This window comes from Hoylesella enoeca JCM 12259, from assembly GCF_000613405.1.
Taxonomy (GTDB): Bacteria; Bacteroidota; Bacteroidia; order Bacteroidales; family Bacteroidaceae; genus Prevotella; species Prevotella enoeca.
In genome coordinates this window covers 24,648-44,926 of record NZ_BAIX01000016.1, presented here as the reverse complement: position 1 = coordinate 44,926, position 20,279 = coordinate 24,648, and the positions used below count along the sequence as shown (strand labels likewise).

The following is a 20,279-nucleotide window of genomic DNA, read 5'->3' as shown; positions in this document are numbered from 1 at the left end:
CGCCGTGCTGCTGGTTATATTTGCTTGTTTAATCATACTTCTCGTTTGTTCTTTTTGATCGGTCTCTCGCTTGTTCAGACCCCCATCCCCCTAACTTAGGGGGCGAAGGCGAAGAATCGGCGGCAAAGGTAAGGAAACTTTTTTAAACGAGCAAAGAAAATTTAAAAAATGTATGGAATCTTCATGTAACTAACGCTTCGTGAACGGCTGAAAATGCCCCTGCACAGGCTGTTATCGGCTTGCGCAGGGGCGTCAACATGTGATACGAGGAGAATCAATCTCCCTGATAAGCACCCATAAAATAGATAGTTCCGGTACTGTATTCGGTAATCGCGTAGATGAAAGGGTGATCGGCCTTGAACACGACTTCTGATTCTGGACCAATAGCAGTGAGCCCATTTTCAACAACTGTGGCAGCTGCTGCCTTAGTTCCTTGCTCGTCTACTTCTATTTTTGCGTTTTGCAAAATACGAGAAACATAACTTGGAGTAGTACTCAATCGAGAGAAGTCTGCTTTCGTTGTATTGAAGATCAGAGACATACCCAGTGCTTGTACAATGCTGTTCAGCTGCTGGTTATAAGTTGTTGTGAAGCGTGGGAGCGATAGATTGACTTTCGTATTGTGACATTTTTTGATATTGTCAGTCCATTTCTCGGCATTTAAACTGTTTAAAACATCGGTTATCTTTTTACCTTCTCGGGGCAGAAGAACCACCATTTGGTAAGACCCATTGCCGTAAGGAAGTATTAAGGTTTGACAAATAGCATTTTCATTATAGCGGAAACCTGCTTTTTGGTGCATCATCTGCACTTTGGTCTTAACGTTTTTCTCTGTGGTGAAGGTAGTCTCACGTGTATTGTTTTTATTAAATTTTTCCAGCCAACGGCCCTTAAAATATATGGCATTCAGCAGATAAGTCAATGCTTTGGGATTGACCTTGTCTATTATTTGAGGAATCATTCCTTGTGTTTTAGTCTTACACCAGTCGTTTATATAAGTCAGTGTGGCCGGTGAAGTGAAATCTTTGTTGACCGCAAGTGCGCCATAATCTTTGGTAACCGTACTTGTAAAGCCAGGCAATAGTTTATACTTTTCGTTAACGACCACGGCATTGGCAATATCGATTCGGGTAGATTTATCGAGCTTCGGAGCTCGGTAATCAGTTTGTTGCACAATGCATTGACAGCAGTTGGCGTCGTTTCGCCAAATCCTAAGCCCTTGGTTATTTCGCGCTGTGTTTCGCCTGCTGCTCCGTTGTTGAGCATTGCAAGCGTGTAAGTGAGACTGATCGGAGAGAGAACAAAGCTTTTATCAGATGCAGAAGCAACCTGATTGAACAGTCGCAGGACAAATCCGTTGTTTCCGTTAACATTTTGTTGTTGTGCGGCTGACAATGTTATTTTCCCCGGATTGTATTTAATTCCCGGTGTCGGATTGTCGTTTTTGTCACAGGCAATGAGCATAGTCGCTGCGGTGAGCGCTACGCAGGAATTCATCAATAGCTTTTTCATTTTTGAGTGAGTTTAAAGTTGTTTATTAGAGAAACAAAAAACTCTGTAAATCTTGCACGGATAACGAAAAAAGATGAAAAAAATGGAAAGATGGAAAGATTTCCTAATTACTGTCCGATACCTTTCCCGAATGGTAATTTGAATGTGCAGTCATTCTTCCAATTGCTGCATCCGTAGGCAGTGCGACCTTTGAGGATGATGCCTTGGCCACAAACGGGACAGGGCTTACCGATGATGCTGTCGTCGGCTGGGAGCGAGTGCGGAGGTGTTTCTTTTGTTCGGGACTTCTTCTTCGGTTTCGATGATGAGCTGCGAGCGGTTGATGCAGCTTTCTTGGCCATCTTTTTCTTCAAGTCTTCTTCGGTTGTTACGGTGACGCGGCGATTACTGTTATCCCGTAAGACGCCGTTGACGATCTCTGTAATCTGTGCTTTCAATTCATTGATAAATTGATTGGCGTCATATCTCTGATGCTCAATGTCGCGCAGTTTCTTTTCCCAAATACCCGTTAACTCGCAACTCTTCAGCAACTCTTCGTGAATGGTATCGATGAGTTCGATGCCTGTCGGTGTGGCCAACAGATTCTTTCGTTCGCGTTTGATGTAGTGGCGCTTGAAGAGCGTTTCAATGATCGAGGCGCGCGATGAGGGTCTGCCGATGCCGTTCTCTTTCAGGGCGCTGCGCAAGGCTTCGTCTTCTACGAATTTTCCTGCCGTTTCCATTGCGCGGAGTAATGTGGCCTCGGTGTAGTATTTGGGTGGTGTGGTCTGCTTTTCAGTCAATGTTGGCGTGTGCTGACCGCTTTCTCCCTTTGTGAATGTGGGCAATGTGCGCTCCTCGTCACTCTTTTTGGTCTCATCATCGTCTTGCACTTGCTGCTCTTTTTCATATACAATGCGCCATCCCGGGGCAAGAATCTCTTTACCGCTGACTTTAAACTCGGTCTTGTCAACGGCCCCAAATACGGTCGTTGTGGCGAACTTGCAATCTGGATAAAACACGCTGACAAAGCGGCGGGTAATCAAATCATAAACGTTCCGTTCCATATCGGTAAGATTCTGTATCGGAACACCTGTGGGAATAATTGCGTGGTGGTCTGTAACTTTGGATGTATCGAACACCTTTTTACTTTTGATGAGTGGTCGGTCGATGAGTGGTTGTATCCACGTTTCATATCCGCGCAATCCCCGTAAGATGCTGGGACATTTGGGGTAGATATCGTCGCTCAAATATTGTGTATCTACGCGGGGATATGTCGTGAACTTTTTCTCATAAAGGCTCTGTATCAGATTGAGTGTGGTCTCAGCCGAATAGCTGAATTTCTTGTTGCATTCTACCTGCAAAGACGTGAGATCAAACAAGTGCGGAGGCGCCTCCGAGCCTTTCTTCTTCGTAATGTCTGTTATCTCAAAGGGTTTTCCGGCAATGCCGGCGAAAGCCTTTTCACCATCCTCCTTGTTGCTGAACCTCCCTTTGACGGCCGTGAACAGCGTATCGCGGTAAATCGTGGAGAGCACCCAATAAGGCTCGGGCTTGAAGCCATCTATCTCTTTTTGGCGCTGAACGATAAGTGCCAGCGTGGGAGTCTGCACGCGACCGACACTCAACACCTGTCTGTTCTGCCCGTATTTCAACGTATATAGACGTGTGGCATTCATTCCGAGAATCCAGTCGCCAATCGCTCTGCTAAGCCCCGCCAAATAAAGCGGCCGATATTCGGATTGATCTTTGAGCGTATCGAAGCCTTGTTTGATGGCATCTTCGGTAAGCGATGAAATCCAAAGTCGCTTGACCGGACATTTAATTTGCGCCTTCTGCATCACCCAGCGTTGAATCAATTCACCCTCCTGGCCGGCATCTCCGCAGTTGATAATGCCGTCTGCGGCCTGCATCAGGCGTTTGATCACGGCAAATTGCCGGCGTATCCGTTCGTCGTCTATCAGTTTAATGCCAAACCGCGGGGGAATCATCGGCAGAGCGGCAAGGCTCCAATGTTTCCAGTTGGGCATATAGTCGTTCGGTTCTTTCAGTGTACACAGATGACCGAAAGTCCACGTTACTTGATAGCCATTGCCTTCCATATATCCGTCGTGGGTGCTTGTCGCTCCCAAAACGTGTGCAATATCTCTGGCTACACTGGGTTTCTCTGCTATGCAAACAATCATTCTTACCGTGTCGTTGTTCGGGAATGCAAAGGTAAGAAAATCCTTTCAATATCCCAAATCTCCATTCTGATTTGCATTTAAGCATAAAAACAAGCCTGATTGCTGCAAGATTTCCTATATTTGCAGTTATAAAGGTAAAAAAGTATCAAATAGAAGATGAAGAGGATTTGCATATTCGTCACCATCGTTTCACTGGCTGTCTGCGTGTTCAATGCATGTATGGCCAATAATGAAGAGGATTTGCTGACGCAGAGAACTCAAATCGGACGAGAGTTATATTCAGGCGATTACGATGGCTATTGGACTGTAAACGGCGAACAAGCCGACTCTGCCAGCCTCTATGTTGGGGCTTATGTCGACATCAACAATATGCCGCGAAACTATATCATCGAGCATTTTTACCCGGAATCGATCGTGAGTCATTTCTCGATCAAAGAAGAAGACTATGGTCTCCCAATGCATTACATCGTCAACGGAGTGTCTCATGACAGTTATTATTTCACTTTCGACAAATCCGATTATAACTTTCGCTATGTGGCACGAGATACCATTTTCACGTCGACTTACGCCATCGACAAGAATCCTGTAGCGATATACAACAGATACACCAACTCATTTGTCATCAAAATCAAAGTCAACTCCGTTACCGACAGTTATTTAGAGGATCCTGTCACACTACCCGATGGACAGGAAACACAGCAGCGCGTCAGTCTACGCAGGCCTGTTCCGGAACTGAGTCTGGTCTTTACGGGCACGAAAAGAAAGGAAAGCAGTAAATAAGTGAACGCAGAACAGGTACTGTTAGACGATATTCGGCGGGGCGACAGGGCTGCAATGCGGCGGCTGTACGACCGATATTCCGGCTATGCAACGGCTGTCGGCTTGAGATATATACCGATCGGGAAGATCTGCGCGATGTTTTACAGGACTGTTTTGTGAAGATATTCACCTCGATCGGTCGTTTCGAGTATCGCGGCGAGGGGTCTGTCAGAGGCTGGATAGCCCGTATTGTGGCTAATGAAGCATTAGATTTCTTACGGCGCAATCAGCGATTCTGTTACACGGATGATATTCCCGAAGATTCCGATGACGACGATCCCGGCGTACAGCAGATTCCGCCCGATGTGTTGACAGGAATGATAGGCCAGCTACCTGTGGGTTATCGATCGGTGATCAATATGTATGTCTTCGAGCAGATGAGTCATAAAGAGATTGCCGAAAGGTTGGGAATCAGAGAAAACTCGTCTGCATCGCAGTTTTCGAGAGCCAAAAGGATATTGCGGAAAATGATCAATGAATATTTAAAAAACAACGAGATATGAGCAAAAAAGACTGGACACAACGACTGCACGACCGTTTGGCAGACTATGAAGAGGCTGCCCCGGACGATTTGTGGCAGGATATTGAGCGGATGCTCGACCGTCAGGCCGAGACCCGGCGGCGTGCTCGCATCTTGCCGATGACGCGCATTGCTGCCGTAGCTGCAGCACTGCTCTGTCTCGTTTTAGGCGGGATTTACGTCTATCGCTCTGCTTATCGCTCCGCAGAGAACCGTTTTGCAAATAAGGTACAGCATCCTACACCGCTTGCGGAAAGGGCTGTTGAGACCATCAAAGATAACTCAATTTCTGACTATCAAGCGAATATTGGTGAGAGACAACTTGTGAAAGCGAAGTCTCTCATCGCTTTCGCCACTTCCGATCGTGAATTGGATGCAACGCAAGATGCCGTTAATCACGACGTGACTAACGGTCAATTACCCGACGAAAAGACGTTAAATGCAACGCAAGTAACGGCCGATCGCCAGACTTCTGACAGTCGTAACGAGAATGCCCGAACACAGGGCGTCGTGCGGGAGCATCCTACTTCTGCTTCAACCTCATCTCGTCCAAATAACAATTCTTTATTCCATACGCGCCCTTCCGCATCCCAAGTTCGTCATTCCAAGTTAGACCTAATGGCCTATGCGTCTAATGCTGTCATCGGACAAGCCAATTCCAATGGTGTGCTGATGAGCGAATCGGTAAGCGGAAATAATGATCTTGCCGAGATGTCTTATGCCAAACGTGCCCCGATTTACCTTACTGATTATGGCGAAAAGGAGCATCATCACCAGCCGATATCGTTCGGTTTGTCGGTGCGTTACGGTCTGTCGCGTCGTTGGTCAGTATCGACGGGTGTGACCTATACCAAGGTTCGTTCCGACTTCGTACACATTATGGGGACCGAACAGGTGAAAAACGTTCAGACATTGCATTATGTCGGCGTTCCGTTGACGGCTCATTATAATGTGTGGGGTATCAAACACGTTAAGACTTATGTCTCTTTGGGCGGTGAAGCCGATATCAATGTCAAGGCGAATATTGCCACTGAGGGCAACCCACAGCCAATGGATAAAGATCGTGTACAATGGTCTGCCGGTGCGTCCGTGGGCGTTCAATACGATGTTTTTCCCCAAGTGGGCATTTATGCAGAGCCCGGTGTAAAGTATTATTTCGATAACAGAAGTCGCGTTCGCAATGTGTTCAAAGAAACACCGCTTAACTTCAGCGTGCAGGTAGGTTTGCGTATTAACGTTAAAGGAATATAAAAGAGGTGTGAAAGGCTGTTTTCCATTTTTCGATTAACTGTATTCGGAATGATGAAAAACGGCTTTTGTGTTGCTGACAGATGAAAACGAAAGAGAAAACGGTTGTTTCTTGCTTTGTGAATGAACTTTTCCGACTTAGAAATTAATATTCGGAGAAAGCTCTTTTGTCAATCTTTTTCATACTTGTTTACTCGCCACGATTCTGCTGTTTCTATCGAAATGCATTGACGGCATCGATGATGTGATTGGTCTCTTCATCCGTCAGAGCCGGATGGAGGGGCAGACTCAGCTCCTCGCGATGAATCTGTTCGGTTATGGGCAGCGATAGATGATGCAACGACGGGTAACAATCCTGCCGATGAGGAGGTATGGGATAATGGATGAGTGTTTCTATACCGCAAGCCGCCAAATGCTTTTGCAAATCGTCGCGACGGGTAGAAAAGACGGGGAAAATATGATAAACGCAGTCGCTCGGAGAGTTCGGAATGCGAAGATGAGTGTTGTGAATGCAGGCAATATATTGTTCGGCGAGTCGGCGACGACGGTCGTTAGCCTCGTCGAGATACCGTAATTTGACGTCGAGAACAGCTGCTTGAAGTTCGTCTAACCGACTGTTGATGCCGCGAAAAGGGTAAATATACTTGCTACTGCTACCGTAATTGCCCAACGAGCGTATGGTTTCGGCCAGCTGGTCATCGTCAGTCGTCACCGCTCCGCCGTCACCCAGCGCCCCGAGATTCTTTCCTGGGTAGAAGCTATGCCCTGATGCGTCGCCCAATGAGCCTGTTCGGCGGTTGGCGTAACGGCATCCGTGTGCCTGCGCATTATCTTCGATCAGGCGCAGATGATGCTGATCGCACAGCTTTCGGATGTGTTCGGTATAGGCACAACGGCCGTAAAGGTGCACGATCATCAGTCCGCGTGTCCGCGTATTGATGGCTTCGGCGATGCGTGTGTCGTCGATTTGGAGCGTGTCGAGCGTGGGTTCGACGAGTCGTGGAGTCAATCCTGCGGCACTGATAGCCAGTATCGATGCGATGAATGTATTGGCCGGAACGATGATTTCATCGCCTGGTTGCATCTCGCCGAGTGCTATATAGGCACGCAGAATCAGTGTGAGTGCATCTAATCCGTTGCCGCATCCGATGCAATGACGGGTTCCAATGTAGGCGGCATAGTGCTTTTCAAATAGCGAAACGGCCTCGCCTTGCAGATAACGACCGCTATTTGCTACGGTCGAAAGGGCTTTGTTCAGCTCGTCGACATACTGTGCGTTGATGCGTTTGAGATCTAAATAGGGGATCATTGATGGATGACAGATGAGGAGGATTACGATGTATGATGAGGGATTAGTGATGAAAAATTGATGGTTTTGCGGTGAATGACAGTTTCATAAATACCATTCGTACGTGTCATAGCATATGCCGCGTGCGCCGAATCCTTCTTTTTGAAAGATCAGACCGCGGTTGAGCATTTGCCCCAGTGTCTCTGTCGACCGGCCGAAATCGAAATATCGGGCCTCGCGAAAGTCGTCGTCGAGCAGGCGGGCGAACAACAAATCGAGTGCGCCTGTCTGCTTGCCGCGTGCCGATGCTGCTATATATTGAGCGTGAATGGTGTCGCGGCAGACATAAACAACGGTTCCCGCCACTGTCTCTTGCCCCTCGCGCGCCATAAACAAACGAATCTGAGAGGGAAAACGATGTTTCAGCAGGTGTAGTTCGGAAGCCGAATGCACGGGATGTACACCGTATTTACGGGTGAGATTGTTGTCGAGAATCTGCCAAAATGTATCGATATCATCGCTCTCAGCAATGGAAATACCCGCAGCTTGGGCTTTTCGGGTGCCGCGTCGACGCAGTTCGGTGAAACGAATACGGCTTCTGAGTTCGACGACTGACGAGAGATCGCGCCCTATGAGACGTGCTTTGCAGATCTGTGTAAGCACATACAGATCTTCCTCCGAAGGTATATCGTGATAGATTCGGGGCACAGCCTTGTAGATAACAACCTGTAAACGTGCCGTGATGAGATACTTTTCGAGGGTCGAAAAGGCGTTGATCACAGTGTCGGTAATGGTTTTTCGACCCACGATTAATCCGCCGTAGGTAAGGCCCTCGTGCGAGATCAGTCGGCCGTCGACCGTTTCGTTGGCCGGAAATAAGGCTACAAGACGACCACGGTCATAAATCATCAGCGAGTGATCGTGATATCTGGCGCTGTGATAGTCCATATATCGTCGATCGAAAAGAAATGTTCCGTTTCGAGATCGGGCCGTGAACGTATTCCATTCGTCGGCTTTTTCGGGTGTGTATCGAACTACCTCAAACATTGGCGACATATTTCAGAAAGTCCGAATAATCGCGGATGTAATCGTCTTCTGCAAATGGTTCTGAAGCGAGAACAAGGCAAACGGCACCCGATGAGAAGTCGTCTAAGGTGCGCCAGATACCTGTTTCGATCAGAAGACCTTGATAAGGGTGGTTCAAAAGATAAGAGTGGCGGGCGTGTCCGTTGTCCAATGTCACGGTAAACGACCCGCTGATAGCCACCAATAATTGGCGAAGCCGGCGATGAGCGTGCCCTCCTCGCTTTCGCCTCCGGGTACATCATAAACCCAGTAAGCCCGCCGTATGTCGAAAGGAAGACTGCCATATCCCTCGACAACGGTGAGATTGCCGCGCGGGTCGATGATTTTCGGTAGGTCTATGAGTTGTCCTAAACGCATTTCTTGCAGTTGTTTACCCTTAGAATTGAATAAGTTGGCGTACCATTTGCCACTCGGGCGTAACGGCTAAGCGGCGTAGATCGGTTTCGATTTGCATCGCCATTGTTTCGAGACTGTACCCGTTTGTCTCGGCCAAACGGTCTAACGGTACTGCTGTTTTCCCAAAAATGCCGAAATATTGCAGTGCGATCGTCTCGTGATCGGCAGGCAATAGGTGGAAGATGTGCTCGATGTAATGTTCCATTCGATGACTGATGCACCCGGGATTCTGGCCCAAGTGCATCAGCACGGCGTGCATTTCGGCCGTTAAAGCGTCCATCAACGGTTGCCGTACATTTGTTCGTAATACTTCTGATAGTCGCCGCTGGTTACCTCGGCAATCCAATTTTGGTGCTCGAGATTCCATCGGATGGTTTTCACGATGCCGTCGGCGAACTTGGTTTCGGGGTACCAACCCAGCTCATTCTTGATTTTTGTGGGGTCGATTGCATAGCGTTGGTCGTGGCCCAGGCGGTCGGCAACGAAAGTAATCAGGTCGTTGTTAATCCAGTCTATGCGTATTTCGCCGTCGGCACCGAGTTCTTTTTTCTTCAAGACAGTGCGCAACGACTTATCGTTTTCCATCATTTCGCGAATCGTTTTGATGGTAAGCTTCACGATATCTATGTTTTTCATCTCGTTATGTCCGCCCACATTGTATATTTGTCCGGCCTTTCCCTCGCGTACAACAAGGTCTATTGCCTTGCAGTGATCATCCACATAGAGCCAGTCTCTGATGTTTTCGCCCTTGCCGTAAACGGGTAATGGCTTGCCGGCAAGAATGTTGTTGATGATCAACGGGATAAGCTTCTCAGGGAAATGGTAGGGTCCGTAGTTGTTGGAACACCGTGTGATGCTTACCGGGAGATGGTAAGTGTCGTGATAAGCCATTACAAACAGGTCAGCACTTGTTTTTGAAGCACTGTACGGACTATGCGGACACAGTGGCGTTTCTTCGGTAAAATAGCCTGTGGAACCGAGACTCCCGTAGACCTCATCGGTTGAAACCTGGTGATAACGCTTGCCTTCTCGCCACGTGGGATAGCCCTGGGCATCTTTCCCGTTGACCCAAGCACGGCGGGCAGCGTCCATCAGATTCTGCGTGCCTAAGATGTTAACGGAGAGGAAAAGCTGCGGATCTTCAATGCTTCTGTCTACGTGACTCTCGGCCGCAAAGTTTACAACGAAGTCGGGATCGTAGTCTTTGAAGAGCTTGTCAACCAATTCGCGATCGCGGATATCGCCTCGAACGAAGAAGCATCGTTTGTCATCGATGTTGTTTTTGATGGTTCCGAGGTTGCCCGCATAGGTCAAAGCATCAAGCACGATGATGCGGATGTTGTCGTTCTTGTACTTCTTTTCAAGCAGGTATTTAATGAAATTGGCGCCGATAAAACCTGCTGCGCCCGTGACTAAATACGTTTTCATATCGTTGTTTTTATGTTGTTGTCAATGTAAATGATTTTGTTTGTGAAACTCTCAATTATAAAGTTACCACCTCGCAATCAGTGAATCGGTTGCCCTCAATGGTCAAACGAACCAGCGTTCGGTCTTTATGCCAACCCTGAATACCTGCTGCTCCCGGGTTGATATGCAGCAAACGGAGGGTTTTGTCATACTGAATCTTCAAGATATGAGAGTGTCCGCAGACGAAGAGTTGCGGCGGAGCAGCATACAGTGTGCTCTGAATTGCAGGGTCGTAATGCCCCGGATAACCGCCGATATGCGTCATCAGCACGTCTATGTCTTCGCATTTCCAACGCAGTCGAGGCTTAAACATCAGTCTTAAATCGCCCCCGTCGCAATTGCCATAGACGGCTTTGAGCGGGCGAAAGGCAGCCAACCGATCTGCCACTTCTGTCGAACCGATATCGCCGGCGTGCCAAATCTCGTCGCAAGGTTCTAAGTAATGCAGATACTTCTCATCCCAATAACCGTGCGTATCGCTGATAATGCCTAATCTTTTCATTGTCGTTGCATTCGCTTTCGGATAAAATCAGCCAGATATCGAGCTGTTTCTTTGATGCCGAGCAGACTCGAATTGATACAGAGATCATACGAATCGCTGAAGCCCCAACGTTTACCCGTGTAATAATTATAATAAGAGGAGCGACCACTCTCAATCGAATTGACCAATCGTTCGGCTGTTTTCGCGTCGCAGGCGTGACGTTCGGCTATGCGTTCTATGCGTTTTTGTGTATCGGCTGTGATAAAAATATTCACCACATTGCGGTAATCGCGCAACACATAGTCGGCGCATCGCCCTACGAACACACACGAACCCGCATCGGCTGCCTTGCGAATTGCATCGCTCTGAAACTGAAACAAACTCTCCTGTGAGACTTATCGTTGTAGAAGTTGGCGTCGGGCATATAAGGAATATGTATGTGGAAGCGCGACTTTAAGAATCCTTTATTTTCGTCGTTTTGCTCAAAGAACTTCTCACTAAAACCGCTTTCTTTGGCCGCTAAGTTAAGAAGCTCGCGATCATAGAACTTACATGCGAACTCATCGGCCAACAATCGCGCAATGCTTCGGCCTCCGCTGCCGAGCTGTCGGCCCACATTAATGATTAAATTCTTGTCGTTCATCGGTCAACTGTTTATGTTGTCTATTGAATTTACGCATATATACGGTCATCATCGCTATTGCAACGCCGGCCGAAACAGTATCGGCCATCGGCATCGAGATCCAAACACCGTCTACGCCGAAATGTTTCGGCAGGATAATCAGCATCGGAATGAGAAACAAAAGTTGTCTGGACAGCGACAGAAACATACTGATGCGTGCCTTACCGATGCTCTGAAAGAAGTTGGTGATGACCATTTGGCAGCCCACAATGGGGAAACTCAGCATTACGATGCGTATTCCTCGGATAGACATTGCAATTAAAGTCTTGTCCGAAGTGAACAGTCTTGCACAAGGGTAAGGTGCTAACGTCGCCAGCAAAAAGCCGCTTGTCATCACCACCGTGCCTGCAATGACGCTTAGTTTGAGTACGCGCAACAGCCTGTCTAATTGTTGCGAACCGTAATTGTAACCTGCAATCGGTTGCATTCCTTGATTGACTCCCATCGTGATCATCACGAAAATGAAAGCCACTTTGTTGGCAATACCATAGGCGCCGACGGCCAAATCGCCGCCGTATTGCACCAGTCCGGTATTGATAAAAATAACAACGACACACGCACAAACGTTCATTGCAAAGGGAGACATACCGACCCCGATGATATTCCGCACCAAATCGCGTCGCAGTCGGAATGTTCCGCGTTTGAAATGGATGAGTTCGGCCTTGTTGCTGAATAGTTTCAGTTGCCACGTGAGCGCCACGGCTTGCGATAAAATGGTTGCATACGCCGCACCGCGAATGCCGAGTTCGAGTCCGAAAATGAACAACGGGTCGAGCACAGCATTGAAAGCGACGGTGAAAATGGTAGCAAACATAGCCTGCCGAGGCTTGCTTGCCGCCCGCAATACAGCGTTAAGACCGAAGTACATATGCGAGATTGCGTTACCGGCAAGAATCACTTCCATATAGTCTCGCGCATAAACGATGGTTTGGTCGCTTGCTCCGAAGAAGCGAAGAATAGGATTTAGGAAAAGGAGACACACCAATGTAAGTGACAATCCGATGATAAGATTCAGCGTAAACGTATTTCCTAAGATTCGCTGTGCAGTGGAATAGTCTTTCTGTCCTAACTTAACCGAAAGGCAGGTAGAGGCTCCAATGCCGATGGCTGCACCGAAAGCGCTCGTCAAATTCATAAAAGGGAATGTGATGGCAAGCCCTGAAATGGCCATCGCACCTACCCCCTGGCCGATGAAAATACTGTCCACCATATTATATAACGACGCTGCCGTCATCGCAATAATGGCTGGAACGGAATATTGCATCAACAGTTTGCCAACGGGTTGGGTACCCAATTCCAAAGTCGCCTGTTTGTGATCCATTCCTGTTTTGATTACGCTGCAAATATAAACAAAATTTCTCAGAACAGCATAATACACAGAGAGAAACGTCTATAAAACAGATTTTATATCGTAACTTTGCACAATTTAATAGGAAAAAGAGGGTAAAAAGATGACCGATCAAGAACAAACTCCGCAACTATCATTATATGAACTCAATCTGCTTGTGCGTGAAACGATCGAAGTTTCGATGCCGGATGAATATTGGGTAGAGGCCGAACTTGCGAGGTAAGGGAAGTACGAGGGCATTGTTATATGGAGTTGGTGCAGAAAGATGTGTCGACTCATACACCCGTTGCCCGTGCTTCAGCCAAGTGCTGGCGGTCGCGCTGGATGCTGGTCGGCCCTTATTTCGAGCGGATGACGGGCCGACGGCTGTGTGCCGGGCTGAAAGTGCTGCTGCGGGTGCACGCCGATTTCCACGAGGCTTACGGCTTTTCGTGGATTGTTACCGATATCGATCCGCGATTTACAATGGGCGATTTGGCGCGCAGAAGACAAGAAATCATTCGTATTTTACGGCAGGAGGGAGTCTTGGAATTGCAGAGAGAATTGTCGCTTCCTATGTTTACACAGCGCATTGCAGTGATTTCCAGTGAGAATGCAGCGGGCTATGGCGACTTCTGTAACCAACTTATGCACAATGATTACGGGTTGCGCTTCGCCGTACAATTATTTTCTGCCGTGATGCAGGGCGAACAAGTAGAACGCAGTGTGATAGCGGCACTTGACCGTATCAATGCTGATGTCGATGCGTTCGACGCTGTCGTGATCATCCGCGGAGGCGGAGCCACGAGCGAATTGAGCGGATTCGATACATTAGAGTTGGCTGAAAATGTGGCCAACTTCCCACTTCCGATCATCACCGGCATCGGACACGAGCGCGATGAGAGCGTACTCGATCTCGTTGCTCATACAAGTGTGAAGACGCCTACGGCCGCAGCGACTCTTCTTATAGACCATTTGGCCGCCGTGTTGCAACGTATCGGCGAGGCGCAAGACGCTGTGACGCGCACTGTTCGACAACGTTTGGAGATCGAACGCATACGCATTGACCGACTCGCAAGTACGATTCCGATGCTGTTTTCAGTGGTCAAGACGCAACAGGAAGCCCGCATCGACAACTTGTTTACAGCCCTCACGCATGCCGTCGGACAACATATCGCCGCCGCCAACCATCATCTTGACACGCTATCCAACGTCTTGCCATCCGCCGCCGAACGCCTGATCACAGTTGAGCAACATCGAATGGCCTTGCTTGCACAGCGTGTCGAGGCCGTCGATCCTGTGCAATTGCTCAACCGCGGGTACAGTATCACCTTGCACAACGGTCGTTCCGTGCGCGATGCCCGCAGTCTTCGGTCGGGCGACGAGATAGAAACACGTGTGGCTCACGGCACGATATGGTCTGTCGTGAAATAAGAGAAACAAATCGAACGGATATGAAACAGAACATTAAATATGAAGATGCGGTACGCCGATTGGAAGATATCGTAACCCGAATGGAGAACAATGAGCTTGATATTGATACGCTCAGCGAGCAGCTGAAGACTGCTCAGCAGTTGATAAAACTGTGTAAAGACAAACTGACAAAGACTGACGGAGAAATCAAAAAACTGCTGGACAAACATTCAACTGGTCATTGAGCCTGCACGACAGCGCATTATCTCGTGCAATAATATCCTTCCTTTGGTTGATGGCCTATACATGATTGATTTGCAACCGTCTACTCCCCGCATTCCGACTAACGGTGCAACGGCGTGCAACTAACGGTTAGTTGTCGTGCATTTTACCGTTAGTCAGATGACGTTTAACCGTTAATTACAACGTGCATACAAGTGCGATGACAGGAAACAACGTCTTGTTTGCAAACCAACAAAAGACAATTCGCCCCATAAAAAGCCCGAGACTGAATCCTATTCAAGTCTCGGGCTTTCATCATTTATCGCCTCAACAGGCGAAAAATGTCCCTAATCGGCTTATTTAGAAGCCTCTTTCATAACCCCTTCAATATAGAGACGCGTCATCTCAGGCACGCCATTGGTGCGCACGTGATGCTCTTCTTGAAGTGACCGGGGAATTTCCCCTTGCCGTTATAGGTCACTTTGATCTGTCCTTTTTGTCCCGGCTTGATAGGTTCTTTGGTATAAGAGGGAACCGCACAGCCGCAACTGGCAACCGCCTGATTGATGATCAACGGTGCTTGGCTACATTCGTGAACGTGAACACCGTCTCCTGGACAGGGTTGGTTTCACTAAACGTACCGAAATCGTGCGTCACTTTGTCGAATTTAATCTCTGCCTGCTGCTGCGCCGAAGCGTATGTCAAGCACGCGAATAGCATCAATGCTATACTCAAAAACTTCTTCATATCTCTTTATATTTATATGAATACAAGGGCAAAGTTACTAAAAAGACTATGGGACAATATAAAATATACAAGAAATTAGCATTATAATAGCTTTTATAAAATTATTTTACATTCAATTCATCTATTAATTGCAAGTGCTATTTGATTTCTCTTCCTTTGCTGTAAAAAGGCTTTCATTATTTGGAACTTCTCACAATTTTTTCTAACTTTGTACACAGTTATCATGATATATCATCGTTACAAACGATCACAATAATTTTCTATTATTATTAATATAAACAAATTGACATGAAAACAACAACAATGCTGGTAGGATTAGGATTAATCCTTGTGGGACTTACAAGTTTAACTTCTTGTTCCAAGTACGATGAACAACAAATGGGTATATCAAAAAACGATGTCTTGCAACTATCAGAAGAGGAATACATTAGTATTGCTTTTGATAATCCGAAAGAAATAAGTGCAACTCAGGCAATACAGACTGTTCAGGAGTTTGCGAAAAACTCGATGACGAGAAGTTCCCAAATTTCTCCCATTGTAGAAAAAAAGTATTACATTAATAATCTTCTAACAAGAAGTAAACTAAAAGGAGCAATATCTATTCCAGTATATCAGATCAAGTTATCTAACAAAGTTGATGGAGGATTTGCTCTTGTTTCGGGAGATGAGAGATGTCCTTCTGTCATTGCTTTCATTGAAAAAGGAAGCCTTAGCGACACCATATCAAATAAAGCTGCAAGCATGATGATAAAAAATTCAGAAGCTGCTACTGCAAGAATAATATATCACTACGAATACTTAAAAGACTCTTTGAGAATACAAACTTTAAATAAACTCCATACCGCTTTTCATTCCGATCTAATCACGTATGATGATGTAAAAGAAAAAATCGTTGTAAAAGGAGAAAATCTTACCCGTGGGGAATGGATTCCTCAACCAGAAACGGGAACATTAATAAGAGAAGTGGAACCTTTACTCCAAACTGAATGGGGACAATCTTCGCCTTTTAATAATGAATTGGGATCCATTCAAAATGGTAAAGAAAAGGTTATGAGACAGGTTGGATGTGTTGGAACAGCTATAGCACAAATCGTCGCACATTATGAGGCTATTCATTCTGTCTATGGTCATACTCTTAATTGGCCTTTAATTAAAGAACGTTATTATATAGATTCCTATACAAGTACAGAAGTCAAACAACAAGTTGCTTATTTATGTAAACATGTCGCCTATGGTATAAAAACAGAATGGCATGCAGAAGACGGATCGGGCGGAGCTAATTTTGTAAATGCACGTAGTTATCTCGAAACAATGGGATTGACTTTTGATTTAGATAGGAGAAACAGAGGATATGATATGTACGTCCCGATGATTATTGCCTCTTTGGATAATAAGTATCCAGTATTAGTGGGTGGGGATGAAGAAAAGGAAACTCGGAGTACTGATGGAAAAAATGGCGGTCATTGCTGGATTTTAGATGGATACCAAATCAGACGGCGACCAATTTCTACAATGCTAAAAGCTATAATCAAGAAAAATGATGTCTACATTCACGCTAATTTTGGTTGGAAAGGGTATGAAAGCGGTTACTATATGGTTGATAGAAATGACACTTATTTGACATTCCAAACAGCAGCTAATGGCAACTATAATAAGAATCTCCATATATATCCTCGTGTAAGGAGGAAATAAAGCTATATCTTCTATTAAGAGAACTATGATATAGTTCATTCTCATGTATTACATGTGTAATTTCCTACGAATATGGCAACAAGACTTTATTGGATTGTTTATTGGTTAGCCTTACCTATATTGACAGGCTGCTCGTCTTCACCCGATAAGAATATCGTATTGCCTTTTAAACTTGAAAAGGACTATTTTGAGATATTCCAAGGCGATACTATTACTGTATTTATCAAGAATGGCAGTGGTGATATTTCAGTTAAACATACAGGAAATTTGGATGTAGAATATAGCAGGAATATGGAAGATGCCAAGAAATTAGGACAACTAAATATTACCGGAAGTAAACCGCTTGTAGAAACAATCACTCTTGTAGATAATCAGACAAAGGAGGTACAGCAATTAATGGTCAAAGTCATTCCACCTTATGTCTGTTTAGAGAAATCAAAAAGTTCGGATCCTTATTGGAAAGGACCCGCGGGTATCTTTCTAATTGAAGATGCTAAGCGCTCTTTCTATATGTGCAATTATGCTTTCAGAAAGTATCGATACGTCGGTCCGGCTTTGTGCATGGCACTTATGACATCGTTATAAAAGATAATAGACCAATCATTTTGCTTTTGCAGAGCAATAACTCAAAGTTTGTTCGTGAATTCAGCCTATCTGAAAAGTCGGATAAAGCGATTGAAGTTTTACATAAATTGAGCCTCTCCACACTTTTACCAGGTGATGAAAGTTGTGAATTACCACTCAGACTTCACGATGAGAAAATAGGGAGTAGTGTCACGGTCGGACTACTATATAAGAAAGAATGCCTACCGGAGAAGATTCTGGAATAATCATTTAAGACATGCTATTTGTTGATGAACAGCAAACTTTACTATAATTCGTTGACAGGGCAATGAAACTTTTGATTTTGAAGAGGCTTTTCGATAAATTGTTGTAATTTTGCACGACAGATGAAATAATGCTAAAAGAAGATGTATAGAACAAATACTTGCGGCGAGTTGCGCCTTTCCGACGCCGGCAAAAACGTGACACTGGCGGGATGGGTGCAGCGTGTCAGGAAGATGGGCGGAATGACCTTTGTGGATCTCAGAGATCGATACGGCATCACGCAATTGGTCTTCAACGAAGCCGATGACAAAGAACTCTGCGACAAAGCCAACCGATTGGGACGCGAATTTTGCATTCAGATCAGGGGTGAAGTGAGTGAACGACAGAGCAAAAACAACAATATTCCGACAGGAGAGATTGAAATTCTGACCCACGAACTGAATCTTTTAAGCGACAGTCTGACACCTCCTTTCACGATTGAAGATAACACCGACGGCGGCGATGATATTCGGATGAAGTACCGCTATTTAGATTTGCGCCGCCCATCTGTACGTAAGAATCTCGAATTGCGACATCGGATGACGATCCTGATACGCAATTTCTTAGATGCACAGAACTTCATCGAGGTAGAGACTCCAATTTTAATAGGTAGCACTCCGGAAGGTGCGCGCGACTTTGTGGTACCTTCCCGGATGAATCCCGGACAATTCTATGCACTTCCTCAGAGTCCGCAGACTTTGAAACAATTGCTGATGGTGGCAGGATTCGACCGTTATTTCCAAATCGCCAAATGCTTCCGCGATGAGGATTTGCGAGCTGATCGTCAACCCGAATTTACACAAATCGATTGTGAAATGTCGTTTGTGGACCAAGAAGATGTGATCGGTCTCTTCGAAGATATGGCCCGCCATTTATTTAAAGAGGTGCGTGGCGTGAAACTGCCGGCCAAACTTCAACAGATGACTTGGCATGAAGCGATGCGCCGTTTCGGTAGCGATAAGCCTGATTTGCGCTTCGGGATGGAATTCGTTGAGTTGATGGATGTGTTGAAAGAGACCGGAGATTTCGGCGTGTTCAACACCGCTGAATACATCGGTGGCATTTGTGTGCCAGGTTGTGCAAACTATTCGCGGAAACAACTCGATGAGATCACCGAGTTTGTCAAGCGTCCGCAGATCGGCGCCAAGGGATTGGTTTATATCAAATTCAATACCGATGGAACAGTCAAAAGTAGCATAGACAAGTTTTATTCACCCGAAGTTCTCTCCCAAGTCAAAAAGAAAATGGGCGCCAAAGACGGTGATCTCGTCTTGATTTTAAGTGGAGACAAGCCCAACAGAACACGTGTTCAACTCTGCGCTTTGCGTTTGGAGATGGGCGATCGATTAGGTTTGCGCAATAAAGATCAGTTCGAATGTCTTTGGATCGTAGACTTCCCGCTCTTTGAATGGAGCGATGAAGAACAGCGGCTGATGGCTACTCACCATCCGTTTACGATGCCGAACCCCGATGACATACCCCTACTTGACACACATCCAGAACAGGTTCGCGCCAAGGCTTATGACTTTGTATGTAACGGAATCGAAGTGGGCGGAGGCAGTTTGCGTATCCACGACGGCCAACTCCAAGAGAAAATGTTTAAAATTTTGGGCTTTACCGAAGAGCGAGCCATGGCTCAATTCGGTTTTCTCATCAATGCATTCAAATACGGAGCACCGCCTCACGCCGGACTGGCATTCGGTCTTGATCGATTTGTTTCTATCGTGGCCGGGCTCGATTCCATTCGGGATTGCATCGCATTTCCCAAAAACAACAGTGGACGCGATGTGATGTTGGATGCTCCATCATCAATCGATCAAAAACAATTAGACGAATTGCAGATTCGTGTTGATTTAAGTCAAGAAAACTGAAAATCATTACCTTGGTATTCGATAAATGCAGTTTTTCCTCAATAAAGAGGAGATTAAGCAGAAATAAAGTCGTAATTTTGTCGCAGAATATAAAAGATCGTTATTCATTTCAAATAAAAACGGATAATTTTAGTTTGTAGTATTATGGCAGAAAAGAAAGAAACGACGAAGAAAACCACAGCAACCAAAGCTGAAACAACTAAGAAACCAGTGGCGAAGAAAGCAACGACCAGGAAAGAGGAAGTGCTGATCAATGCAGAGAGTGTAGGTTTCAGAGCCGGTGATGTTTATCAGACATTGGCAACAGCAGCGAAAGCGCTGACAGTGGCAGAGATCGCAAAAGCAGCAAAAATCAGTACAGAGGAAGTTCTTCTGGGTATGGGATGGCTCTTCAAAGAGGGAAAGATCAAGAATGAGGACAGCAAGATCGTCCTTGCTTAAATAGGAAATCAGAAAAGAGCCGCAGACATTCAGCC

At 46.1% G+C, this 20,279-nt stretch carries 16 protein-coding genes and 5 pseudogenes; 10 read left to right on the top strand and 11 right to left on the bottom strand.

Annotated elements, in window-relative coordinates; all coding sequences use genetic code 11:
• Positions 1 to 274: 274 nt before the first annotated feature.
• Together JCM12259_RS14295 and JCM12259_RS06705 are read right to left on the bottom strand one after the other, a co-directional pair.
• Positions 275 to 1,464: pseudogene (locus JCM12259_RS14295) on the bottom strand (serpin family protein).
• A gap of 155 nt (positions 1,465 to 1,619) precedes the next feature.
• On the bottom strand, positions 1,620 to 3,677 hold the full coding sequence (locus JCM12259_RS06705; protein ID WP_025065874.1) for a DNA topoisomerase 3: 2,058 nt from the start codon (positions 3,675 to 3,677) through the stop codon (positions 1,620 to 1,622).
• A 156-nt stretch (positions 3,678 to 3,833) separates the two neighbouring features.
• Between JCM12259_RS06705 and JCM12259_RS06700 the strand changes: the two genes are divergently transcribed.
• From JCM12259_RS06700 to JCM12259_RS06690, 4 genes are read left to right on the top strand one after another with little or no spacing between them, the layout of a single operon-like run.
• The gene (locus JCM12259_RS06700; protein ID WP_025065873.1) at positions 3,834 to 4,457 is read left to right on the top strand and encodes a hypothetical protein; all 624 of its coding nucleotides are present in this window, start codon (positions 3,834 to 3,836) and stop codon (positions 4,455 to 4,457) included.
• Positions 4,458 to 4,616 (top strand): RNA polymerase sigma factor, encoded by a 159-nt coding sequence (locus JCM12259_RS17620; RefSeq protein ID WP_309546411.1) that lies wholly within the window; start codon positions 4,458 to 4,460, stop codon positions 4,614 to 4,616.
• Positions 4,613 to 4,999: an RNA polymerase sigma factor gene (locus tag JCM12259_RS14290; protein WP_309546410.1), complete on the top strand. Its 387-nt coding sequence runs from the start codon at positions 4,613 to 4,615 to the stop codon at positions 4,997 to 4,999. The genes JCM12259_RS17620 and JCM12259_RS14290 overlap by 4 nt, the downstream gene beginning before the upstream one ends.
• Positions 4,996 to 6,267, top strand: a complete 1,272-nt coding sequence (locus tag JCM12259_RS06690; RefSeq protein ID WP_025065872.1) for an outer membrane beta-barrel protein — start codon at positions 4,996 to 4,998, stop codon at positions 6,265 to 6,267. Before JCM12259_RS14290 ends, JCM12259_RS06690 begins: the two co-directional genes overlap by 4 nt.
• A gap of 211 nt (positions 6,268 to 6,478) precedes the next feature.
• On the opposite strand, the gene JCM12259_RS06685 is transcribed toward JCM12259_RS06690, so the two are convergent.
• The 8 genes and pseudogenes from JCM12259_RS06685 to JCM12259_RS06650 form a co-directional block, all read right to left on the bottom strand.
• On the bottom strand, positions 6,479 to 7,573 hold the full coding sequence (locus JCM12259_RS06685) for a DegT/DnrJ/EryC1/StrS family aminotransferase (protein WP_025065871.1): 1,095 nt from the start codon (positions 7,571 to 7,573) through the stop codon (positions 6,479 to 6,481).
• Between the two features lie 84 nt (positions 7,574 to 7,657).
• Positions 7,658 to 8,599 carry a GNAT family N-acetyltransferase gene (locus JCM12259_RS06680; protein WP_025065870.1) on the bottom strand — a complete coding sequence of 314 codons (942 nt, stop codon included), beginning with the start codon at positions 8,597 to 8,599 and terminating at the stop codon, positions 7,658 to 7,660.
• A pseudogene (locus JCM12259_RS14285) lies at positions 8,592 to 8,995 on the bottom strand (sugar 3,4-ketoisomerase). The gene JCM12259_RS06680 and the pseudogene JCM12259_RS14285 overlap by 8 nt, the downstream one beginning before the upstream one ends.
• Before the next feature lie 19 nt (positions 8,996 to 9,014).
• Complete coding sequence (locus tag JCM12259_RS06670; RefSeq protein ID WP_148299589.1) at positions 9,015 to 9,317, bottom strand: histidinol dehydrogenase; 303 nt, start codon at positions 9,315 to 9,317, stop codon at positions 9,015 to 9,017.
• The gene (rfbB, locus tag JCM12259_RS06665; RefSeq protein WP_025065868.1) at positions 9,314 to 10,462 is read right to left on the bottom strand and encodes a dTDP-glucose 4,6-dehydratase; all 1,149 of its coding nucleotides are present in this window, start codon (positions 10,460 to 10,462) and stop codon (positions 9,314 to 9,316) included. Before rfbB ends, JCM12259_RS06670 begins: the two co-directional genes overlap by 4 nt.
• A 55-nt stretch (positions 10,463 to 10,517) precedes the next feature.
• Positions 10,518 to 11,003: a metallophosphoesterase family protein gene (locus tag JCM12259_RS14280; protein ID WP_036888674.1), complete on the bottom strand. Its 486-nt coding sequence runs from the start codon at positions 11,001 to 11,003 to the stop codon at positions 10,518 to 10,520.
• Positions 11,000 to 11,625, bottom strand: a pseudogene (locus JCM12259_RS14275) (cytidylate kinase-like family protein). The gene JCM12259_RS14280 and the pseudogene JCM12259_RS14275 overlap by 4 nt, the downstream one beginning before the upstream one ends.
• Complete coding sequence (locus tag JCM12259_RS06650; protein WP_025065867.1) at positions 11,600 to 12,985, bottom strand: MATE family efflux transporter; 1,386 nt, start codon at positions 12,983 to 12,985, stop codon at positions 11,600 to 11,602. The pseudogene JCM12259_RS14275 and the gene JCM12259_RS06650 overlap by 26 nt, the downstream one beginning before the upstream one ends.
• Before the next feature lie 130 nt (positions 12,986 to 13,115).
• Between JCM12259_RS06650 and xseA the strand changes: the two are divergent.
• Positions 13,116 to 14,425, top strand: a pseudogene (gene xseA / locus JCM12259_RS14270) (exodeoxyribonuclease VII large subunit).
• 20 nt (positions 14,426 to 14,445) lie between these two features.
• Positions 14,446 to 14,649, top strand: a complete 204-nt coding sequence (gene xseB / locus JCM12259_RS06640) for an exodeoxyribonuclease VII small subunit (RefSeq protein ID WP_025065866.1) — start codon at positions 14,446 to 14,448, stop codon at positions 14,647 to 14,649.
• A 333-nt stretch (positions 14,650 to 14,982) separates the two neighbouring features.
• Here xseB and JCM12259_RS14265 read toward each other — a convergent pair.
• Positions 14,983 to 15,373, bottom strand: a pseudogene (locus JCM12259_RS14265) (DUF1573 domain-containing protein).
• A 288-nt stretch (positions 15,374 to 15,661) separates the two neighbouring features.
• Here JCM12259_RS14265 and JCM12259_RS06625 point away from each other — a divergent pair.
• The 4 genes from JCM12259_RS06625 (at position 15,662) to JCM12259_RS06610 (ending at position 20,244) form a co-directional block, all read left to right on the top strand.
• A complete protein-coding gene (locus tag JCM12259_RS06625; protein WP_025065865.1) occupies positions 15,662 to 17,065 on the top strand; it encodes a C10 family peptidase in 1,404 nt (467 codons plus the stop codon).
• A gap of 72 nt (positions 17,066 to 17,137) precedes the next feature.
• Positions 17,138 to 17,650: a hypothetical protein gene (locus JCM12259_RS14260; protein ID WP_051559223.1), complete on the top strand. Its 513-nt coding sequence runs from the start codon at positions 17,138 to 17,140 to the stop codon at positions 17,648 to 17,650.
• 386 nt (positions 17,651 to 18,036) lie between these two features.
• Positions 18,037 to 19,803 carry an aspartate--tRNA ligase gene (gene aspS / locus JCM12259_RS06615; protein ID WP_025065864.1) on the top strand — a complete coding sequence of 589 codons (1,767 nt, stop codon included), beginning with the start codon at positions 18,037 to 18,039 and terminating at the stop codon, positions 19,801 to 19,803.
• 144 nt (positions 19,804 to 19,947) lie between these two features.
• Complete coding sequence (locus tag JCM12259_RS06610) at positions 19,948 to 20,244, top strand: winged helix-turn-helix domain-containing protein (protein ID WP_025065863.1); 297 nt, start codon at positions 19,948 to 19,950, stop codon at positions 20,242 to 20,244.
• Positions 20,245 to 20,279 lie beyond the last annotated feature (35 nt).

Coding starts and splice junctions, on each gene's coding strand:
- xseB (WP_025065866.1), top strand. CDS start 14,446: ATGAAACAGAACATTAAATATGAAGATGCGGTACGCCGATTGGAAGAT.
- aspS (WP_025065864.1), top strand. CDS start 18,037: ATGTATAGAACAAATACTTGCGGCGAGTTGCGCCTTTCCGACGCCGGC.
- JCM12259_RS06610 (WP_025065863.1), top strand. CDS start 19,948: ATGGCAGAAAAGAAAGAAACGACGAAGAAAACCACAGCAACCAAAGCT.
- JCM12259_RS06705 (WP_025065874.1), bottom strand. CDS start 3,677: ATGATTGTTTGCATAGCAGAGAAACCCAGTGTAGCCAGAGATATTGCA.
- JCM12259_RS14260 (WP_051559223.1), top strand. CDS start 17,138: ATGGCAACAAGACTTTATTGGATTGTTTATTGGTTAGCCTTACCTATA.
- JCM12259_RS06700 (WP_025065873.1), top strand. CDS start 3,834: ATGAAGAGGATTTGCATATTCGTCACCATCGTTTCACTGGCTGTCTGC.
- JCM12259_RS06690 (WP_025065872.1), top strand. CDS start 4,996: ATGAGCAAAAAAGACTGGACACAACGACTGCACGACCGTTTGGCAGAC.
- JCM12259_RS06625 (WP_025065865.1), top strand. CDS start 15,662: ATGAAAACAACAACAATGCTGGTAGGATTAGGATTAATCCTTGTGGGA.
- JCM12259_RS06650 (WP_025065867.1), bottom strand. CDS start 12,985: ATGGATCACAAACAGGCGACTTTGGAATTGGGTACCCAACCCGTTGGC.
- JCM12259_RS06680 (WP_025065870.1), bottom strand. CDS start 8,599: ATGTTTGAGGTAGTTCGATACACACCCGAAAAAGCCGACGAATGGAAT.
- JCM12259_RS06685 (WP_025065871.1), bottom strand. CDS start 7,573: ATGATCCCCTATTTAGATCTCAAACGCATCAACGCACAGTATGTCGAC.
- JCM12259_RS14280 (WP_036888674.1), bottom strand. CDS start 11,003: ATGAAAAGATTAGGCATTATCAGCGATACGCACGGTTATTGGGATGAG.
- rfbB (WP_025065868.1), bottom strand. CDS start 10,462: ATGAAAACGTATTTAGTCACGGGCGCAGCAGGTTTTATCGGCGCCAAT.